At 65.0% G+C, this 19,381-nt stretch carries 18 protein-coding genes; 11 read left to right on the top strand and 7 right to left on the bottom strand.

Annotated elements, in window-relative coordinates:
• The first annotated feature begins 138 nt into the window (after nucleotides 1-138).
• On the top strand, nucleotides 139-2,409 hold the full coding sequence (gene katG, locus AC3ISA_RS05840; RefSeq protein ID WP_489179712.1) for a catalase/peroxidase HPI: 2,271 nt from the start codon (nucleotides 139-141) through the stop codon (nucleotides 2,407-2,409).
• 63 nt (nucleotides 2,410-2,472) lie between these two features.
• Here the strand turns inward: katG and AC3ISA_RS05835 are convergent, their stop codons facing one another.
• Nucleotides 2,473-3,246: a glutaminyl-peptide cyclotransferase gene (locus AC3ISA_RS05835; protein WP_489179711.1), complete on the bottom strand. Its 774-nt coding sequence runs from the start codon at nucleotides 3,244-3,246 to the stop codon at nucleotides 2,473-2,475.
• Between the two features lie 5 nt (nucleotides 3,247-3,251).
• Nucleotides 3,252-4,079 carry a TerC family protein gene (locus AC3ISA_RS05830; protein WP_489179710.1) on the bottom strand — a complete coding sequence of 276 codons (828 nt, stop codon included), beginning with the start codon at nucleotides 4,077-4,079 and terminating at the stop codon, nucleotides 3,252-3,254.
• A gap of 970 nt (nucleotides 4,080-5,049) precedes the next feature.
• Between AC3ISA_RS05830 and AC3ISA_RS05825 the strand changes: the two genes are divergently transcribed.
• The 6 genes from AC3ISA_RS05825 (at nucleotide 5,050) to AC3ISA_RS05800 (ending at nucleotide 11,234) form a co-directional block, all read left to right on the top strand.
• Nucleotides 5,050-5,604 (top strand): F0F1 ATP synthase subunit delta, encoded by a 555-nt coding sequence (locus AC3ISA_RS05825; protein ID WP_159848251.1) that lies wholly within the window; start codon nucleotides 5,050-5,052, stop codon nucleotides 5,602-5,604.
• A gap of 106 nt (nucleotides 5,605-5,710) precedes the next feature.
• Nucleotides 5,711-7,243, top strand: coding sequence for a F0F1 ATP synthase subunit alpha (atpA, locus tag AC3ISA_RS05820; protein WP_489179709.1), 1,533 nt, complete (start codon nucleotides 5,711-5,713; stop codon nucleotides 7,241-7,243).
• A 33-nt stretch (nucleotides 7,244-7,276) separates the two neighbouring features.
• Nucleotides 7,277-8,155, top strand: a complete 879-nt coding sequence (locus AC3ISA_RS05815) for a F0F1 ATP synthase subunit gamma (protein WP_489179708.1) — start codon at nucleotides 7,277-7,279, stop codon at nucleotides 8,153-8,155.
• A 37-nt stretch (nucleotides 8,156-8,192) separates the two neighbouring features.
• A complete protein-coding gene (gene atpD, locus AC3ISA_RS05810) occupies nucleotides 8,193-9,743 on the top strand; it encodes a F0F1 ATP synthase subunit beta (protein ID WP_489179707.1) in 1,551 nt (516 codons plus the stop codon).
• A gap of 2 nt (nucleotides 9,744-9,745) precedes the next feature.
• Complete coding sequence (locus AC3ISA_RS05805; RefSeq protein ID WP_489179706.1) at nucleotides 9,746-10,015, top strand: ATP synthase F1 subunit epsilon; 270 nt, start codon at nucleotides 9,746-9,748, stop codon at nucleotides 10,013-10,015.
• Between the two features lie 85 nt (nucleotides 10,016-10,100).
• Nucleotides 10,101-11,234, top strand: coding sequence for a serine hydrolase domain-containing protein (locus tag AC3ISA_RS05800; RefSeq protein WP_489179705.1), 1,134 nt, complete (start codon nucleotides 10,101-10,103; stop codon nucleotides 11,232-11,234).
• Here AC3ISA_RS05800 and rarD read toward each other — a convergent pair.
• Nucleotides 11,231-12,157 (bottom strand): EamA family transporter RarD, encoded by a 927-nt coding sequence (gene rarD / locus AC3ISA_RS05795; protein WP_489179704.1) that lies wholly within the window; start codon nucleotides 12,155-12,157, stop codon nucleotides 11,231-11,233. The genes AC3ISA_RS05800 and rarD overlap by 4 nt on opposite strands.
• Before the next feature lie 218 nt (nucleotides 12,158-12,375).
• Nucleotides 12,376-13,422 carry an aspartate-semialdehyde dehydrogenase gene (locus tag AC3ISA_RS05790; protein ID WP_489179702.1) on the bottom strand — a complete coding sequence of 349 codons (1,047 nt, stop codon included), beginning with the start codon at nucleotides 13,420-13,422 and terminating at the stop codon, nucleotides 12,376-12,378.
• A 141-nt stretch (nucleotides 13,423-13,563) separates the two neighbouring features.
• On the opposite strand from AC3ISA_RS05790, the gene zapE reads away from it, so the two are divergent.
• From zapE to AC3ISA_RS05775, 3 genes are all read left to right on the top strand, one after another.
• On the top strand, nucleotides 13,564-14,655 hold the full coding sequence (gene zapE / locus AC3ISA_RS05785; RefSeq protein ID WP_489179701.1) for a cell division protein ZapE: 1,092 nt from the start codon (nucleotides 13,564-13,566) through the stop codon (nucleotides 14,653-14,655).
• 35 nt (nucleotides 14,656-14,690) lie between these two features.
• Nucleotides 14,691-15,191: a YbjN domain-containing protein gene (locus tag AC3ISA_RS05780; protein WP_489179700.1), complete on the top strand. Its 501-nt coding sequence runs from the start codon at nucleotides 14,691-14,693 to the stop codon at nucleotides 15,189-15,191.
• 377 nt (nucleotides 15,192-15,568) lie between these two features.
• Entirely contained in the window at nucleotides 15,569-16,057 is a 489-nt protein-coding gene (locus tag AC3ISA_RS05775) for a Ros/MucR family transcriptional regulator (RefSeq protein WP_425985608.1), read from the top strand.
• A gap of 44 nt (nucleotides 16,058-16,101) precedes the next feature.
• Here AC3ISA_RS05775 and AC3ISA_RS05770 read toward each other — a convergent pair whose 3' ends face one another.
• Complete coding sequence (locus AC3ISA_RS05770; protein WP_425985610.1) at nucleotides 16,102-16,410, bottom strand: hypothetical protein; 309 nt, start codon at nucleotides 16,408-16,410, stop codon at nucleotides 16,102-16,104.
• A gap of 449 nt (nucleotides 16,411-16,859) precedes the next feature.
• Between AC3ISA_RS05770 and AC3ISA_RS05765 the strand changes: the two genes are divergently transcribed.
• A complete protein-coding gene (locus AC3ISA_RS05765; RefSeq protein WP_489179699.1) occupies nucleotides 16,860-18,347 on the top strand; it encodes a recombinase family protein in 1,488 nt (495 codons plus the stop codon).
• Here the strand turns inward: AC3ISA_RS05765 and AC3ISA_RS05760 are convergent.
• Nucleotides 18,239-18,478, bottom strand: a complete 240-nt coding sequence (locus AC3ISA_RS05760; protein ID WP_370650367.1) for an RNA polymerase sigma factor — start codon at nucleotides 18,476-18,478, stop codon at nucleotides 18,239-18,241. The genes AC3ISA_RS05765 and AC3ISA_RS05760 overlap by 109 nt on opposite strands.
• Nucleotides 18,479-18,555: 77 nt before the next feature.
• Nucleotides 18,556-19,083 carry a helicase gene (locus AC3ISA_RS05755; RefSeq protein ID WP_425985614.1) on the bottom strand — a complete coding sequence of 176 codons (528 nt, stop codon included), beginning with the start codon at nucleotides 19,081-19,083 and terminating at the stop codon, nucleotides 18,556-18,558.
• Between the last annotated feature and the right edge of the window lie 298 nt (nucleotides 19,084-19,381).

The following is a 19,381-nucleotide window of genomic DNA, read 5'->3' as shown; positions in this document are numbered from 1 at the left end:
TGAGATAGGCTTGTCCTATGCCGACGCCAAGGATAATCGATTGGCTTTATCCGTTTGATCCGTGTCGAATGACCTCGTCATCTACAGGGCTATCGAGACCGACCCTCAAGTCGCGCGAAATCAGCAGGAAACATCACCATGACCGACGAAGCCAAATGCCCATTCTCCGGACGGACGACGGAGTCGGTCGCGGGCGGCGGGGTGCAGAACCGCGACTGGTGGCCGGGCCAATTGCGCACCGATCTGCTGAACCAGCATTCGAACCGGTCCGACCCGCTGGGCGAGAGCTTCAGCTATCGCGAGGCCTTCGCCAAGCTGGATTACGAAGCGCTGAAGGCTGACCTGCGGGCGCTGATGACGGACTCGCAGGACTGGTGGCCGGCGGACTTCGGGCATTATGGGCCGCAGTTCGTGCGGATGTCCTGGCACAGCGCCGGCACCTATCGCGTCGGCGATGGACGTGGCGGCGGCGGGCGGGGCCAGCAGCGGTTCGCGCCGCTGAACTCCTGGCCCGACAACGTCAATATCGACAAGTCGCGCCGCCTGTTGTGGCCGATCAAGCAAAAGTACGGCCAGGCCATTTCCTGGGCGGACTTGCTGATCCTGACCGGCAATGTGGCGCTGGAGACGATGGGCTTCCGCACCTTTGGGTTCGCCGGTGGTCGCGAGGATGTCTGGGAGCCGGATCAGGACGTCTATTGGGGTCGCGAGACGACCTGGCTGGGCGGCGACAAACGCTACGCCCACGGCTCGCACGGGGTGGCGAAGCCGGGCGACGAGGCCGTGCTGGTCTCGGACGACAATGCGGACGGCGACGAGCATTCGCGCGATCTGGAGAACCCGCTGGCGGCCGTGCAGATGGGTCTGATCTACGTCAACCCGGAAGGGCCGGACGGCAATCCCGATCCGATCGCGGCGGCGCGCGACATCCGCGACACCTTCGCGCGGATGGCGATGGACGACGAGGAGACGGTCGCCCTGATCGCGGGCGGCCACACCTTCGGCAAGACCCACGGCGCCGGCCCGGCCGACCATGTCGGGGCCGAGCCGGAAGGCGACGGCCTGGAGGCGCAAGGCCTGGGCTGGGCCTCCAGCTTTGGCTCCGGCAAGGCCGGCGACGCCATCACCAGCGGGCTGGAAGTCACCTGGACCCAGACGCCGGCCCAGTGGAGCAACTTCTTCTTCGAGAACCTGTTCGGCTTCGAATGGGAGCTGGAGAAGTCCCCGGCCGGGGCGCACCAGTGGGTGGCCAAGGACGCCGGCGAGGTCATCCCCGACGCCCACGATCCGTCCAAGAAGAAGCGGCCGACCATGCTGACGACCGATCTGTCGCTGCGGTTCGACCCGGCCTACGAGGCGATCTCACGCCGCTTCCTGCACAATCCGCAGGCCTTCGCCGAGGCCTTCGCGCGGGCCTGGTTCAAGCTGACCCACCGCGACCTGGGTCCGCGCTCGCGCTACGTCGGGCCGGAAGTCCCGCGCGAAGTGCTGATCTGGCAGGATCCCGTGCCGGAGGTGGATCACCCGCTGATCGATGCGACGGATGCGGCGGTTCTGAAAGCCAAGGTGCTGGACGCAGGGCTGAGCGTGTCGGAACTGGTCGGCACGGCCTGGGCCTCGGCCTCGACCTTCCGGGGCGGGGACAAGCGGGGCGGGGCGAACGGCGCCCGCATCCGCCTGGCGCCGCAGAAGGATTGGGCCGTCAACCAGCCCGAGCAGCTGGACCGGGTGCTGAAGACGCTGGAGCGGATCCAGTTCGAGTTCAACCAGGGCCAGACAGGCGGCAAGAAGGTGTCTCTGGCCGACCTGATCGTGCTGGCCGGCAATGCGGGTGTCGAGCAGGCGGCCAAGGCGGCCGGGCATGAGGCCAGCGTGCGGTTCACTCCGGGCCGGACGGACGCCAGCCAGGCGCAGACGGATGTGGAATCCTTCTCCTATCTGGAGCCGGTCGCCGATGGGTTCCGCAACTTCCAGAAGGCCCGCTATGCGGTTCCGGCCGAGGCCCTGCTGATCGATCAGGCGCAGCGGCTGACGCTGACGGCGCCGGAGATGACGGTGCTGATCGGGGGCTTGCGGGCCATCAACATCAATGTCGGCGGGGCGACGCACGGCGTGCTGACCGAGCGGCCGGGCGTGCTGTCCAACGATGTCTTCGTCAACCTGCTGGACATGGACGTGAAGTGGACGGCGACCTCTGACGCCAAGGATGTGTTCGAAGGGCGCGACCGCAAGACGGGCGATGCCAAGTGGACGGGCACGCGCGTCGATCTGGTGTTCGGCTCCAACGCCGTGCTGCGCGCCCTGGCCGAGGTCTATGCCGGGTCGGACGCGCAAGGAAAGTTCGTGTCGGACTTCGTGGCGGCCTGGACCAAGGTGACCGAGCTGGACCGGTTCGACCTGCACGGTTGAGCCTGAGCCGGAACTGAAAGCAAGGGGCCGGACGCCGCCACGGCGTCCGGCCCCTTCGCTATTCTAGCGCAGCTTGATCTCGAACAGTTGGGGCCAGCGTTTGCCGGTGACGAACAGGCGCTTGCCGGTCGCGTCCCAGGCGATGCCGTTCAGGACGTCGTCGTTGGGGTCCAGGCCGATGTCCTTGGGGACCAGGGCGGTGAGGTCGATGAAGGCCTTCACCACCCCGGTTTCGGGGTCGATGCGGGCGATGCGGTTGTCCTGCCAGATGTTGGCGAAGACCTCGCCGTCGATCCATTCCAGCTCGTTGATCTGCGTCAGGGGCCGGCCGTTAGCGGTGACGGAGACGCGGCCGGTTTCGGCGAGCGTCTCGGGATCGAGAAAGCGCAACTGGTCGGTGCCGTCGCTCATGATCAGGCGACGGCCGTCGGTGGTCAGGGCCCAGCCCTCGCCCGGATAGGAGAAGCCGCCCAGGGGCGAGAAGTCGTCCAGCTTCCAGATGAAACCGATGTGGTTGCGCCAGGTCAGGCTGTAGAGCTTGCCGTTCAGCGTGGTCATGCCCTCGCCGAAATAGACGGTCGGCAGGTCGCGTTGACGCAGCACCTCCCCGGTCTCCAGGTCCACCTTGCGGATGAAGGACGGATACAGGCCGGTGCTCTCGTAAAGGGAACCGTCGTGGAAGAAGAGGCCCTCGGTGAAGGCCCCCGTGTCGTGCGGATAGGCCCGCACGACGTCCCAGGACTGGACCGGAACCTCCGCCTGGACAGGCAGGGACGCGCCTGTCGCCACAAGCAGGCCGGCGATCAGACCGGCGAGACGTGACGACAGGCGGGTCATAGGTATCAGCCCCGCTCTGCGGCGGCTTCGGCCTCGGCCTTCTGGGCGCGGACTTCGGCGGCGTTCGCCTCGCTGCGGGCCTGTTCGGCCTGTTCCTTCTTGGTGGCGCCGCGACGACCCATCATGTTCAGGGCCTCCACGCCGGCCGAGAAGGCCATGGCCGCATAGATGTAGCCCTTGGGCACGTGGTAGCCGAAACCGTCGGCGATCAGCACCATGCCGATCATCAAGAGGAAGCCGAGCGCCAGCATGACCACGCTGGGGTTCTTGTTGATGAAGTTGGCCAGTGGGTCGGCGGCCAGCAGCATCACGGTCACGGCGACCAGGACGGCGACGACCATGATCGGCAGATGTTCGGTCATGCCGACGGCGGTCAGGATCGAGTCGATCGAGAAGACGATGTCCAGCAGGATGATCTGGAAGATCGCGGCGCCCGCGTTCATGATCATGACGTCCTTCTTGTCGAGGACGGCGTCGCTGGGCGTGGGATCGACGGTGTGGTGGATTTCCTTGGTGGCCTTCCAGACCAGGAACAGACCGCCCGCGATCAGGATCAGATCCTTCCACGAGAACTCATTGCCCATGACGGTGAAGACGGGCTGAACCAGGCCGACCAGCCAGGCGATGATCGACAGCAGGGCCAGGCGCATGATCAGGGCCAGGCCGATGCCGAGGCGACGGACCTTCTGGCGCTGATGCTCGGGCAGTTTGTTCGAGAGGATCGAGATGAAGATCAGGTTGTCGATACCAAGCACGACCTCCATCACGATGAGGGTCACCAATGCGGCCCAGGCGGCCGGATCGGAGAGCAGGGGGGTTATGCTGTCGAGCATTGGGGTTCCTGGTGGAGAATAAAGCTTGAGCGGAAAGCGCTAGGGCCGACGCAGGTTCCGATCAAGCGACAGGGTGCGGCGTCATGGTCGCACCCCTCTGTCATTCTGCGACGGAAAAACGGCATGCGGAAGCGTCTTCGCGGCGTTTGGCCTGCGAAGTTGGTGGAGGGCTGGGCGGAGCGCCGGGCCTTCGCCCGGAGTGTGAGTTTGTAAGTACCGTTTCGACGAAGGGTGTGACGCTCCGCGCGGGTGGTTGGCCTGCAAGCTCGGGGCGTCGAGCGGTGGCGGTCTTATCGCCTAACCCCATAAGCCTGCGACGGGTCGGCGGGGTCTGCGAAACCCCGTCCCGAGTGCGATCGAGTATCCCCCTCGACCCTCCGGCGGCGCACCGTGTGTCGCCGCCAGCGCGAGCCGTTTCAGACCCGCTCCCGTTCCATCCGCTCCCGCCGCCGCAAGGTCGCAGGCCAAGCGAGCCCTCCGGGCGACGGGACGGGCTTAGAATACGCTTGTTTCGGAGGGGGGATGGGAGAAGGGGGACATAAATCCGCAAGCGGTTGGATTCGCTGGGAATGAACCAGCGGCATTGTGATGGATGAGCATCGTCTCCTCCCCATTTCATGGGGAGGTGGCGCGGCGCGTCTTCAGCGCCGTGACGGAGGGGTCTTCACCGCATCGCAGGCGTCTGTGGGACTTCAAGAGCCCCTCCACCACGCTACGCGCGGTCCCCCCTCCCCACGATGTGGGGAGGGGGACACCTCCTTGCAGCCTGTCCCTGGCCCCCTGCGGCATCGACGCGCCTTCACGCAATGTTGCGAGCGGCGAAACCCCGTGCTATCAGGCGCCCGGCTTGAAGGGGGCGTATTCACGGATACGGCCTCTGTCGTGCTTTCCGTAAGCATTTCAAGCTTTTGACCGTTGCGAGCCTCGCAGTCGGTCGCGACCCTGACACAACGACCTCGGACCCTAATCAGTGGCTGATGATTTCAGAACGACGGAAGTCGGCGATCGCTACGCACAGGCGCTGTTTGACCTGGCGCTGGAAACCGGCCGCCTGGACGCCGTGCGCGCCGATCTGAAGTCGCTGAAGGCGGCCTGGATCGAGAGCGCCGACCTGCGTCGTCTGGCCGCCTCGCCCGTCATCAGCGCCGACGATCAGGCCAAGGGTCTGGTCGCCATCGCCGCCAAGGCCAGGTTCGAACAGACCACGTCCAACTTCCTGGGTCTGCTGGCCCAGAACCATCGCGCCAAGGACCTGCCGGCTGTCATCGCCGGCTTCGAAGCCCGTTACGCCAAACACGCCGGCGTCGTCGCCGCCGAGGTCGTCTCGGCCCAGGCGCTCGACGCCAAACAGGTCGCCGCCATCACCGCCGCCCTGTCCAAGAGCCTGGGCAAGGCGCCGGAACTGACCGCGCGCGTCGATCCGTCGATCCTGGGCGGCCTGAAGATCAAGGTCGGCTCGAAACTGTTCGACGCCTCGCTGAAGACCAAGCTCGACCAGATGAAGTTCGCACTGAAACGAGCGTAGTCTCGTTTCAGAAACAAGAAAGCAGCGCGCGTAAGCCCGCTCCCGCCACCAAGAATGCGCGCCTGAACGGCGCACCCGCAGAAGACTGAAGAACAGAGAGCCCGTCATGGACATCCGCGCCGCTGAAATCTCGGCCATCCTCAAGTCGCAGATCGCCAACTTCGGCGTCGAAGCCGACGTTTCCGACGTCGGCAGCGTGCTGTCGGTCGGCGACGGCATCGCCCGCATCCACGGTCTGGACAATGTCCAGGCCGGCGAAATGGTCGAGTTCACCAAGGCTGGCGTCAAGGGTATGGCCTTGAACCTGGAACGCGACAACGTGGGCGCCGTGATCTTCGGCGCCGACGCCCAGATCGCCGAGGGCGACGACGTGCGCCGCCTGGGCGAGATCGTGGACGTGCCGGTCGGCCGTGGCCTGCTGGGCCGCGTCGTCAACCCGCTGGGCGAGCCGATCGACGGCAAGGGTCCGATCGAGTTCACCGAGCGTCGCCGCGTCGACGTCAAGGCGCCGGGCATCATTCCGCGCAAGTCGGTTCACGAGCCGATGCAGACCGGCCTGAAGGCCATCGACACCCTGATCCCCGTCGGCCGCGGCCAGCGCGAGCTGATCATCGGCGACCGTCAGGTCGGCAAGACCGCCGTCGCCGTCGACGCCATCCTGAACCAGAAGAACGTCAACAAGACCGACGACGAGAGCGCCAAGCTCTACTGCATCTACGTCGCCATCGGCCAGAAGCGCTCGACCGTCGCCCAGATCGTCAAGACCCTCGAAGAGGCCGGCGCGCTGGAATACACCATCGTCGTCGCCGCCACGGCTTCGGAACCGGCCCCGCTGCAGTTCCTGGCGCCGTTCGCCGGCACCGCCATGGGCGAGTTCTTCCGCGACAACGGCATGCACGCCCTGATCGTCTATGACGATCTGTCGAAACAGGCTGTGGCCTATCGCCAGATGTCCCTGCTGCTGCGCCGCCCGCCGGGCCGCGAAGCCTATCCGGGCGACGTCTTCTACCTGCACAGCCGCCTGCTGGAGCGTTCGGCCAAGCTGAACGAGGATTACGGTTCGGGCTCGCTGACGGCCCTGCCGATCATCGAAACCCAGGCCAACGACGTGTCGGCCTACATCCCCACCAACGTGATCTCGATCACCGATGGCCAGATCTTCCTGGAATCGGACCTGTTCTATCAGGGCATCCGCCCGGCCGTGAACGTCGGCATCTCGGTGTCGCGCGTCGGCTCCTCGGCCCAGACCAAGGCGATGAAGAAGGTCGCCGGCACCATCAAGGGCGAGCTGGCCCAGTATCGCGAGATGGCCGCCTTCGCCAAGTTCGGCTCGGACCTGGACGCCTCGACCCAGAAGCTGCTGGCGCGCGGCGCCCGCCTGACCGAGCTGCTGAAGCAGCCGCAATATTCGCCGCTGGCGATGGAAGAGCAGGTCGTCTCGGTCTACGCCGGCACGCGCGGCTATATCGACGGCATCGCCGTGGGCGATGTGGGCCGTTTCGAGAAGGAACTGCTGGCGCGCATCCACGCGAACCACGCCTCGCTGCTGGACGGAATCCGCACCAAGAAGGACCTGACCTCGGACCTCGAAGCCGAGCTGAAGGACATCCTGGCCGCCTTCGTCAAGACCTTCGCCTGAACCCCGCCGGATAGCTGAGAGAGTAAGCGCCGGATGGCCAGCCTCAAGGAAATGCGCAATCGGATCGGAAGCGTCAAGGCGACGCAGAAGATCACGAAAGCCATGCAGATGGTCGCCGCGGCCAAGCTGAAACGCGCTCAGGATCAGGCCGAAAGCGCCCGGCCCTATGCGCAGAAGATGGCCTCGGTCATCGCCAACCTGGCCGCCGGCGTCTCGGGCGCCGACGCGCCCAGGCTGTTGGCCGGCACGGGTCAGGACCAGCGTCACCTGATCGTGGTGGCGACGGCGGACAAGGGTCTGGCCGGTGGTTTCTCGACCAACGTCATCCGCGCCGCCCGCGAGCGGATCAACAGCCTGATCGCCAACGGCAAGGATGTGAAGATCATCGCCGTCGGCAAGAAGTCGCGCGACCAGCTGACGCGTCTGTACGGCGCCAAGGTGATCCATACCTTCGAACTGAGCGAGCACAAGACCATCGGCCTGCCTTCGGCCCAGCCGGTCGCCGAAATGATCGCTACGGCGTTCGAGGACGGTCAGGCCGACGTGGTCACCCTGTTCTACAGCCAGTTCAAGTCGGTGATCCAACAGGTCCCGACCGGCAAGCAGCTGATCCCGGCCGTGGTCGAAGGCGACGCGGCCCCGATCGACCTGAACGGCGCGGTCTATGAATACGAGCCCTCGGAAGAGGAAATCCTTGAGACCCTGCTGCCCCGCAACCTGACGACCCAGATCCTGGCCGCTCTGTACGAGAACCAGGCGGGCTTCTTCGGGTCGCAGATGGCGGCGATGGACAACGCCACGCGCAACGCCGGCGACCTCATCAACGCCCTGACGCTGCAATACAACCGCAAGCGCCAAGCCCAGATCACCACCGAACTGATCGAGATCATCGCCGGCGCCGAAGCCCTCTGATCCCGACCGAACAGACATTCCGATACGGACCCCAGCCATGACCGACACCGTCGCCAAAAAACCCGCCGCCCCGAAGGCAGTCGCCAAGAAGCCCGCCGTCAAGAAGGCGCCCGCCGCCGCGACCGCGCCCGGCTCCATCGTCGCCACCGGCAAGATCGCCCAGGTCATCGGCGCCGTCGTGGACGTCGAGTTCACCGGCCACCTGCCGGCGATCCTGAACGCCCTGAACACCCAGAACGTCGACCAGAAGACGGGCGAGCCCTTCACCCTGGTGCTGGAAGTCGCCCAGCACCTCGGCGAGAACATGGTCCGCACCATCGCCATGGACACGACGGAAGGCCTGACGCGCGGTCAGCCCGTGATCGACACCGGCTCCTCGATCCAGACACCGGTCGGACCGGGCGTGCTGGGCCGCATCATGAACGTCGTCGGCCAGCCGATCGACGAAGCCGGCCCGATCCAGACCACGCAGTACCGTCCGATCCACCGCGAGGCGCCGACCTTCGAAGAGCAGACCAACTCGTCGGAAATCCTGGTCACGGGCATCAAGGTGATCGACCTGATCTGCCCCTACACCAAGGGCGGCAAGACCGGCCTGTTCGGCGGCGCCGGCGTCGGCAAGACCGTCACCATGCAGGAACTGATCAACAACATCGCCAAGGCGTACGGCGGTTATTCGGTCCTGGCCGGCGTGGGCGAGCGCACCCGCGAGGGCAACGACCTGTATCACGAGATGATCGAGTCCAACGTGAACGTGGACCCGGCCAAGAACGGCGGCTCGACCGAGGGCTCGAAGTGCGCCCTGGTCTATGGCCAGATGAACGAGCCTCCCGGCGCCCGCGCCCGCGTCGCCCTGACCGGCCTGGCCCAGGCGGAATACTTCCGCGACGAAGAAGGCAAGGACGTCCTGCTGTTCGTCGACAACATCTTCCGCTTCACCCAGGCCGGTTCGGAAGTGTCGGCTCTGCTGGGCCGCATCCCGTCGGCCGTGGGCTATCAGCCGACGCTGGCCACCGAGATGGGCAACCTGCAGGAACGCATCACCTCGACCAAGAAGGGCTCGATCACCTCGGTCCAGGCCATCTACGTCCCTGCCGATGACCCCACCGACCCGGCCCCGGCCGCATCGTTCGCCCACCTGGACGCGACGACCATGCTGTCGCGCGACATCGCCGCCCAGGCCATCTTCCCCGCCGTCGATCCGCTGGACTCGACCTCGCGGATCATGGACCCGCTGGTCATCGGCGAAGAGCACTACCAGGTCGCCCGTTCGGTCCAGGAAGTGCTGCAGCAGTACAAGGGCCTGAAGGACATCATCGCCATCCTGGGCATGGACGAGCTGTCGGAAGAGGACAAGCTGGTCGTCTCGCGCGCCCGCAAGATCCAGCGCTTCCTGTCGCAGCCCTTCTTCGTGGCCGAGCAGTTCACCAACGCACCTGGCAAGTTCGTCGAACTGGCCGACACGATCCGCTCGTTCAAGGGCATCGTCGCCGGCGACTACGACCACCTGCCTGAAGCCGCCTTCTACATGGTCGGCGCCATCGAAGAGGCCGTCGCCAAGGCCGAGAAGATGGCGTCGGAAGCCTGATTATGGCTGGCAAGCTGAACTTCTCCCTCGTCTCGCCGGAACGCGAGGTCTTCTCGGGCCTCGTGGACCAGGTGGACGCGCCGGGCGTCGAGGGCGACTTCGGCGTTCTGCCGGACCACGCCCCCTTCATGACCGCCCTGCGCGAGGGTCTGGTCACCGTCTATAACGGCGGGACCAAGGTCCAGTACGACGTCCACGGCGGCTTCGCCGACGTCAACGGCGAAGGCCTGACCATCCTGGCCGAACAGGCTGTCGAGGTCTTCGCGGGCTGAACCCTTTCAAGGATCGAACGATTTGAGGCCTCCCGTTTCGGCGGGAGGCCTTTTTCGTGGGCGGCGGTCGCGCTAAGACCAGCCCATGACCGATCCCATCGACATCCAAGGCGTCTGCGCCCCCGGCTATGAGGCCGTGCGCGAGGCGTTCGCCGCCAACTTCACCGAGGCGCCCGAGGGGCTGAACGAGCAGGCGGCGCGGTTCAGCGTACTGGTCGAGGGCGAGGCGGTCGTCGATCTGTGGGCGGGCCATGCGGATACGGCGAAGACGACGCCGTTCACCGACACGACCCTGACCTCGGTCTTCTCGACCGGCAAGGCGGTGATGGCCCTGCTGATGGCGACGGCGGTCGAGGCGGGGCAGGTCGATTATGACCAGACGGTCGCGTCGCTGTGGCCCGAGTTCGGCGCGGCGGGCAAGGCGGACGTGACCGTGGCCCAGTTGATGAGCCATCAGGCTGGGCTTCCTGGTTTCTCCGAGGCGGTCGATCCGACGATCTGGTTCGACGTGCCGGCCGTGCTGGCGCGGCTGGCGGCCCAGGCGCCGATGTGGGCGCCGGGGACGGCCTCGGGCTATCATCCCGTCACGGTCGGCTATCTGGCCAATGAGGTGTTCCGCCGCACGACGGGACGGACCATGGGCCAGACGCTGCGTCAGGACTTCCCCGATCTCGATCTGTGGATCGGTCTGCCGGAAAGCGAACACGGGCGGGTGGCGCAGATGAGGAAGCCGACGGCGGCGCCCAGCCTGGGCGTCGTCGATCCGATCAAACAGGCGGCCTTCCTGGATCGCGGCTCCGCGCCCGGCGGGCGGGGCTCGGCGGCATGGCGCGAGATGGAGATTCCGTCGGCCAATCTGCACGGCACGGCCCTGGGGCTGGCGCGGATGCTGGGCGTGGTCGCCAATGGCGGAGCCTTGGACGGCCGGTCGGTGCTGTCGGCAGGGACGCTGGAGCAGTTGACGCGAGAACGCATCCACGGGCCGGACAAGGTGCTGCCGTTCGAGATCAGCTGGGCGGCGGGACTGATGCGCAACGACGGGCTGAAGGTGTTCGGGCCGGACGAAGCCTTCGGCCATTATGGCTGGGGCGGGTCTATGGCCATGGCCGATCCGTCGCGCCGGCTGTCGGCGGCCTATGTGATGACGCGGCAGTCGCCGCACCTGATCGGCGACCCCAGGCCCAAACGCTTGCTGGAGGCGCTGTACGGGGCGCTCTAGACCGTTTCCGACAGAGAGACGGCGCGCTTGGCGGCGCGCGAGCGATTGAGCGCGCCCAGGGCGAAGACGCCGGCGCCGGCCCAGATGAAGACGAACGAGACGATGCGCAGCGGCGTCAGGGCCTCGCCCGTCAGGACGCCGCAGGCGAACTGGAGCGTGGGCGCCAGGAACTGGATGAAGCCGACGGTGGACAGGGGCAGACGCCGCGCCGACCAGGCGAACAGCACCAGAGGGATCACCGTCGCCGGCCCGTTGACCAGGGCCCAGGCCAGGCCCGAGGGCGAGGAAAAGCCTGTCGCCTGGCCCTGGATCGTCAGCCAGGCCAGGAAGACCGCGCCGATGGGCAGAAGGACCAGACATTCGACGAACAGGCCGGTCTGGGCCGAGGCGGGCACGCGCTTTCGGATCACCGCATAGGCGCAGAAGGTGACGGCCAGGGTCAGGCCGATGATCGGCACATGGCCCAGGGCGATGGTCTGGATCACGACCCCGATGGCGGCCAGACCGATGGCGACGGCGCTCCAGCGGTCGATCTTCTCGCGGAACAGCACGGCGCCCGCCGCCATGTTGAGCAGGGGATTGATATAGTAGCCGAGGCTGGCCTCCAGCGTCGCATGGTGCGTCGTGGCGTAGACGTAGAGGCTCCAGTTCGTCGCGATCAGCAGGGCCGACAGGGCCAGCCAGGCCAGGGTGCGCGGGGTGGCCAGCACCTTTTTCGCCTCGCCCCACTGGCCGGCGAGCAGCAGCACCAAGGCCGCGACGAAGACCGACCAGACGGCCCGGTGGGCCAGAATCTCGGGCGCACCGAACCCATGCGCCGCCATCGCCATGAACAGCAGCGGCAACAGGCCCCACAGGGTGTAACAGGCGATGGCCGTGCCCACCGCGCGGGGGTCGCTTTGGGCAGTGGTGGTGGCGCTCATGGCGCGTATTCCTTTTCGTAGCCCGCGCGACTTAATTCTTTCGTCATCCTCCGGCGAGCGGAGCGAGACCGGGGGACCCAGCGGCGCCGGAGGCGAAATGGTTCAGCGGCATGATGCCGGAAGATCAGGTCCGCGACAGGTTCGCGCTCACGCGCGCCGCTGGGTCCCCCGGTCAGCGCCGCGAAGGCGCGGCTTGCCGGAGGATGACGACGGGTGAATCAGACCGTGATCGAGCGGTATCCCGACGACGACGTGATCACGCCCGTCTCGTCCAGCAGCTGGGCGATCTGGATGGCGTTCAGGGCGGCGCCCTTGCGCAGGTTGTCGGACACGACCCACAGGTTCAGGCCGTGCTCGACGGTCGGATCCTTGCGGATGCGGCTGACGTAAACGCCGTGCTCGCCGGCGGCGTCGACGGGCGTGATGTAGCCGTCGTGCTCCTGCTTATCGATCACCAGCACGCCGGGCGCCTCGCGCAGGATGGCGCGAGCTTCGTCCGGGGCGAGGGCGCGCTCGAACTCGACGTTGACGGCTTCCGAGTGGCCGACGAAGACCGGCACGCGCACGCAGGTGACGGTGACCTTGATGTCCGGGTCCAGCATCTTGTGCGTCTCGTCCGACATCTTCTGTTCCTCGTCGGTCGAGCCGTCCTCAAGGAAGGAACCGATGTAGGGGATGACGTTGAAGGCGATCTGTTTGGGGAACTTCTTGGGACGCGCGTCGCCCAGGCCGTAGATGGCCTTGGTCTGGTTCCACAGCTCGTCCATGCCTTCCTTGCCGGCGCCGGACACCGACTGATAGGTCGAGACCACCACCCGCTTGATCCTGGCCGCATCGTGCAGCGGCTTCAGCGCCGTGACCAGCTGGATTGTCGAGCAGTTGGGGTTGGCGATGATGTTCTTCTTGGTCGCATCCTTGATGGCGTCCGGGTTCACCTCCGGCACGATCAGCGGCACGTCCGGGTCCTTGCGGAAGGCCGAGGAGTTGTCGATCACGATGGGGCCGGCCTTGCCGATCTTCTCGGACCAGGCGCGCGAGACCTCGCCGCCGGCGGACATCAGGACGATATCGACGGTCGAGAAGTCGAACTGCTCGATGTCCTGGCATTTGATGGTCTTGTCGCCGAAAGAGACCTCGACCCCCTTGGACTTGCGCGAGGCGATAGCGTGGATGGCGTCGACGGGGAATTCGACCTCTTCCAGAATGTTCAGCATTTCGCGGCCCACATTGCCCGTGGCTCCGACGATGGCGACGCGATAACCCATTTTTTCTTGTCCTTCGGACGCGCTACGCTCGGCTCGCGGAGCCTCGCTGCTTGAGCGCATTGTAGTGAGAGCCCTGCAAATAGGCGTTCGGGGCCGCGAAGCAATCGCTTTTCGGCGGAGGGGGCGTTAAGCAGCCGTCCCATGACCTCCCGCATCCGCAACGCCTACGACATCCGCGTGGAAGAGGGCGTGCTGACGCCCGATCCGGCGCAGGAGAGCGTGATCACGGCGCTGGAGCGGCTGGAGGTCGATCTGGCCAGGCGCGGCCTGTTCGGCAAGGCGCCGGAGGTGCGGGGCGTCTACCTCTACGGGCCGCCGGGACGCGGCAAATCAATGTTGATGGACCTGTTCTATTCGGCGACGCCCGAGCCGCGAAAGACGCGCGCCCATTTCCACGCCTTCATGGCCCGCATCCACGACCTGGTGAAACAGTGGCGCGAGGGGGATGCGAAGACGCGCAAGGCCGTGTTCGGCGCCCACAAGGGCGACGACCCCATTCCGCCCATTGCCAGGCTGATCGCGTCTGAGGCACGGCTGCTGTGTTTCGACGAACTGCAGGTCACCGACATCGCCGACGCCATGATCCTGGGCCGGCTGTTCGAGGCCCTGTTCGAGGATCGGGTGGTGCTGGCCATTACCTCCAACCGCGCGCCCGAGAACCTGTACAAGAACGGCATCAATCGCCAGCTGTTCGTCCCCTTCATCGACATCATCAGCGAGCGTTGCGCGGTGGTGGAAATGGCCGGAGCGCGCGACTGGCGGCTGGACCGGATGACCTCGGCCCAGGTGTGGCACACGCCCGACGACCGCGCGGGGTTCGAGGATTTGTGGCGCGAGCTGAAGGGCGGCGAGCCCGAGGAGCCGGCGCACCTGACCGTGCTGGGTCGCGACGTGGTGGTGGAGCGCACCGTCGGATCTATGGCGCGGGCGACGTTCGCGGACCTGTGCAGCAAACCGCTGGGGCCGCAGGACTATCTGGCCATCGCCCAGCGGTTCCACACCCTGTTCCTGGAAGACGTGCCGATCCTGAGCTCGGCCAACCATCACGAGGCGCGGCGTCTGGTGACCCTGGTGGACGCGCTGTACGAGGCCAAGACCAAGCTGATCGTGCTGGCGGCGGCCAAGCCGGAGGCCCTCTATACCGAGGGGGTTGGGGCGTTCGAGTTCGAGCGGACCGTGTCGCGGTTCAACGAGATGCAGAGCAAGGACTGGCTGGCGCACGTCCGCGACTGACGGCTAGGGTGGGGGCTGACCTTCGGAGAGTTCCCATGCGCCGCCTCGTCCTCGTTGCCGCCCTTGCTTTGAGTTTGTCGCCGTTGACGACGAGTGCTGCGTTGGCCCAGATGGCGCCGGCTGTGGCCAGTCGCGGTCTGACGCCGGCCGAGGTCGGGACCTGGATCACCGGGCTGGGCGGCCGCGTCGGGCCGGTGCAGACCGAGAATGGCCTGACCTTCTTCACCGTGACCAATGCGGGCCTGACCTGGGCGGTCTTCTTCTACGGCTGCGAGGCGGGCGTCTGCGGCGAGGTTCAGTTCAGCGCCGTGGTGCCGGGCGCCGGCGCGACGCTGGACAAGGTCAACGCCTGGAACCGCGACAACCGCTATCTGAAGGCCTTCCACACCGCTGCGGAGACCCCGACGGCGACGGTGCAGTACGATGTCGTCGTGCTGTCCGGCGAAGGCGTGGCGCAGCTGGCGGACCCGCTGGCGGTCTGGCTGCAACTGCTGCCCAAGTTCGCAGGCGAGATGGGGTATGTCGCGCCGCAATGACCTCGCTGGGAGAGGGCTTGAGCACACGGCGGCGATAGCCGTCGTCTTGTGCGAAAGGGTGAGGGGCGGGTCGTGCGATTTGGCCCACCGGCCGACCCTCATCCGGCCCTGCGGGCCACCTTCTCCCAATGGGAGAAAGACAGACATCTTTCGTCCGTATAGTCCATTGTAAAATAACACGATTTCTGCACGCGTAAATGCCGTGCAGAAATCGTGTAGATTATTCGGCGCTTTAGCCACGAAAGATGGCGTGAATTGACGGCCGCGTCCAATAGGGTGGAGCCACTTCATCCATATTGACGGTGGGGCGTGACCAGCTTGGCAAGGCGACAGGCATTGTCCTAAGCAGGATCTGTTTTGGATATGAAGGTCTACCCATGGCTGATGACACATACACCCCCGCATCCGACGCGCGGGACGGCACAATCGAACTGGTCAGCGCCTATGTCTCGAATACCAACACGCGCCTCACGGCTGAAGAGTTTCAGACCCTGATCCGCGATACCTTCGCCACGCTTTCGAGCCTCGATGTTTCGCCGACTGGGGTCGAGCTGGAAGCGACGGCGCCGGATCGTAAGTCCAAAGCCGAGATCAAGAAGTCGATTGGCGACGCCGCCCTGATCAGCTTCGAAGACGGCAAGCCGTACAAGAGCCTAAAGCGCCACCTTGGGACGCGCGGTCTTACCCCTGAGGACTATCGCGCCAAATGGGGTTTGCCGTCGGACTATCCGATGGTCCATCCGGCCTATAGCGCCCAGAGGTCGGAACTGGCTCGCGCCATCGGTTTGGGTTCAAAAGGGCGTCAGGCGAAAGCCGCCGCTGCTCCTGCGCCCAAGACCCGCAAACCCCGCCAGCCAAAGACCTGATGGCAATGGCGGACGTTCGCGCAACCGCTTGAACGTCCGCCCGCCTAGAACAGCGACAACTGCCTGCTCGCCTGATCGAAAGCCTTCCATTCCTGCGAACGCGACGCTTGGTCAAGCCACGCCTCTACGAAGGCTTCCGCGCTGTCGTAACCGTCCATCGCTGCCCTGGGAGTGAAGTGTGACCTGTATCCCGTCTCGGTGATCGGTAATGGCGCTCGCTCGGGTGACACGCTCACGACTTCCAGATGGGCCATATGGGTTCGGTCGTCATAGATCAGATAGTCGGCGTTCCATCGGATTTCGATCTCGATGCCGTTCCAGCGTGTCCGAGTTATTGAGTAGTCGTTCTTCATATCCGCCTCTGGGGTTTGGGTTCGTACTGAACCCTTGCCCGTCGGCGAGACTGGGGGAGCAAACGGAGCGGGAGGCTTCGCGGGGACCCGGCTGCAACGAACTCTGTGAGAGAAGCTGGGCGGATGCCTCTTCGGAGTGCGCAGGGGGCAACGCCTCAAGCTTCTTGCGATAGGGATTGTCACCCGAATGGGACGAGATCGCCGGCGCAGCCGGAAGCTCGGGGCACAGCCTAAAGCCCGCCGCGCACGGCGCGGATCGCCCGTTGAGATAACCACCCCATTACGGCGCCTGGTCGGTTTCACGACCTTCGTTCCGTAGGCCGCTAGGGATAGGGATAGGGCTAGCACCCGAATGGAATATGATCGCCAGCGAGGCCGGAAGCTCGGCCGCCCGCGTTGCGTGCTTTGACAAGCAAAGGTCGGGCGAGTGCTGATGTCCCAAGTCATAGATGACGCGGGAGATGAAAATGCAGGTTTCGCCAATTAGAGCGGCGCAGTACGTGCGTATGTCGACAGAGCGACAGGAATACTCGCCGACATTCCAGAAGGCGACCAATGAAGCCTTTGCGGTCGAGCATGGGATGCAGATCGTTCGGACTTACGAAGACGCCGCCGTTAGCGGGGTCTCTCTCCGGAAGCGAGACGGTCTAAAAGCCCTTTTGGCCGACGTGCTTTCAGGAGACAGCGGTTTCACCTGCGTCCTTGTTTACGACGTCAGCCGATGGGGCCGGTTCCAAAATTCCGACCAGGCCGCCTACTACGAGTTCATGTGCGTTCAGGCGGGCGTACCTGTCCTCTATTGCGCTGACGGCTTTAAAAACGACGGCAGTCCGATGTCGCAACTGATGAAGCATATCAAACGGACCATGGCGGGCCAGTACAGCCATGACCTTTCCGAGAAGGTGACACGCGCTCAGCGTGGACTATTGGCCCAAGGATTCTGGACCGGAGGGCGGGCTCCGCTCGGCTTGCGGCGGATATTCACGCGCAGTGATGGCACGATGCTCGCCGCACCATCGGGTTCGTTCGTCCGTAAACAGCAAGGTGTGCGAACCAAGCTCATCCTGGGCCCGGGCGCCGAGGTGGAGTTCGTGCGTCGAATATTCGCGCTCTATCTTCGTCCGAAGGCGACCACTGTGAGCGTCGCGCGAAAACTGACGGCAGATCCGGGCGCGAATGCTGAGTGGGGTGATTGGTCAGCCAGACGAGTGCGGTACATCCTCGATAACCAGGCCTATATCGGCAAACTCATCGGCGGGCGTTACTCCAGACCAGTCGGCGTCAAGTCTGGGGGCGCCCTGCCTCGCGCCGACTGGATCGTCGTAGATGACGGCGTCCCCCCGATCGTGACAAAGGATGTCTTCGAGGCCGCACAACGAAAGCGGCAGCGCAACCGAACTCCTGTTGCTTGTAAAGCCGCGCTCGCAGATCTGCGGCGCGTTGGCGCCGACCATGGCTACATCAGTCAGGGCCTCATTCGACGCTTCGGCCGATGGAGCCCCGGCGTTTACTACCGGCAAGTCGGCCCTATGCCGGTCATTCGCGATCTACTGAACCTGCCTATGCCGTCCAAGTTCGCGAACCATCACCTTTTTAAGGGCGACATGAACCGCCACGGTCGAGGCAAGCCGAGATATTCGATGGAGGATTTGCACCAGCACCTGAAACGGGCCTTTGCCGAGCATGGCAGCCTGTCGCGTGAGATACTGGACGCTTACGGTACGCCCAGCACCTACACGATCTACCGTCGCTACGGCTCAATGGCCGCCGCGTATCTGGCCGCTGGTTATCAGCCGAGTGGGCTTCAACTCCAGAAAATGGCGGAGCATCACTCCTCGGAAATCCTGACCGCCCGCGCGAGGCGAGCAAGTGCGGCAGCAAATGCCGCCTCCGCAGCCTCCGGGGCTATCCCAAGATGCGATCCGATCTCGCCGTAGGTGAGCCCCCCGAAACGATGGAGAACGAACACGTCGCGAAGGTTGGTAGGCAGTCGCAGGATCGCCGCCTTAAGGACATCCGCAGAGCTTCTTGCACGTCGGCGTTTTGGCCGGGACTTCGGCGTTGTCATCCCGCTCGTCCTCCAGTCGATTCCTATGATGGCTCCATCATTAGCAGCACGTAGTCGATCGCCTTCCGGCTAGGCGTTCAACAAGTTCCTTGGGAAATCGCGATGAGGTCCATCCGCGATCTCGTGATCATTGCGTGGGCCTCCGGATGGTCCTCGGGCCAGACCAGACGCTCAACGACTGCCAGCCGCGCAACGATCGCCTCCAAGGTCGCCGCGCTGGAATCAGGGATCGCCTCTAGAAGACGCTCACGCTTGTCGAATAGCGTGGCCAAGATGCCGTCTATGTCGCGAAGCTCTTTGGACCATGGCAAAGCCTGCTGTTCAGTCGGCGTGAGGTTGCACCACGAATGCTCCCGGATCAGCCAGCCTTCCAGCTTCGCCCAACGGGTCTGGAGACGCTCTATCTGGTCATCGACGGCCAGCCAGTTTCTGCACCGCCGCGTCGCTACGTCCGAAGCGGCATCGGCGGCGGGAATCAGGGCAGCGGAAGCGGCAGCCGGATTGGCGGCCCCAAACGCAACGGCCGATGTGCCGGCGATGAGCGCGCGCCTGGAAAGTGCAGGCAGGCGCGCGTCCTCGATGCCCGTCTTTCGACGCGAGCCCATGACTAAAGCCTTCTAATCACCTATGATTATTTCATGATCGCCGAAGGCAAGTATCGCGTCAATAGAAAATAGTCTTTCATGATAATAAAATCATCATCGCTGTGCTGACATCCCCACAAATCAAGGCCGCGCGCGCCCTCCTTAGTTGGAGCCAGCCTTCGTTGGCGAAGGCGTCGGGCCTCTCGCTGCCCACCATCGTGCGTATGGAGAGCCAGCTCGGTCCGGGGCGTAGCTCTGCCGCTAATGTCGAAGCTGTTCAGCTGGCTCTTGAAACCGCTGGGGTCACCTTCCTGGAAGG

The sequence above is a fragment of the Brevundimonas sp. KH_058 genome (assembly GCF_057838505.1).
The sequence above is the reverse complement of the archived record's forward strand: the minus strand, read 5'-3'. Positions and strand labels throughout refer to the sequence as shown.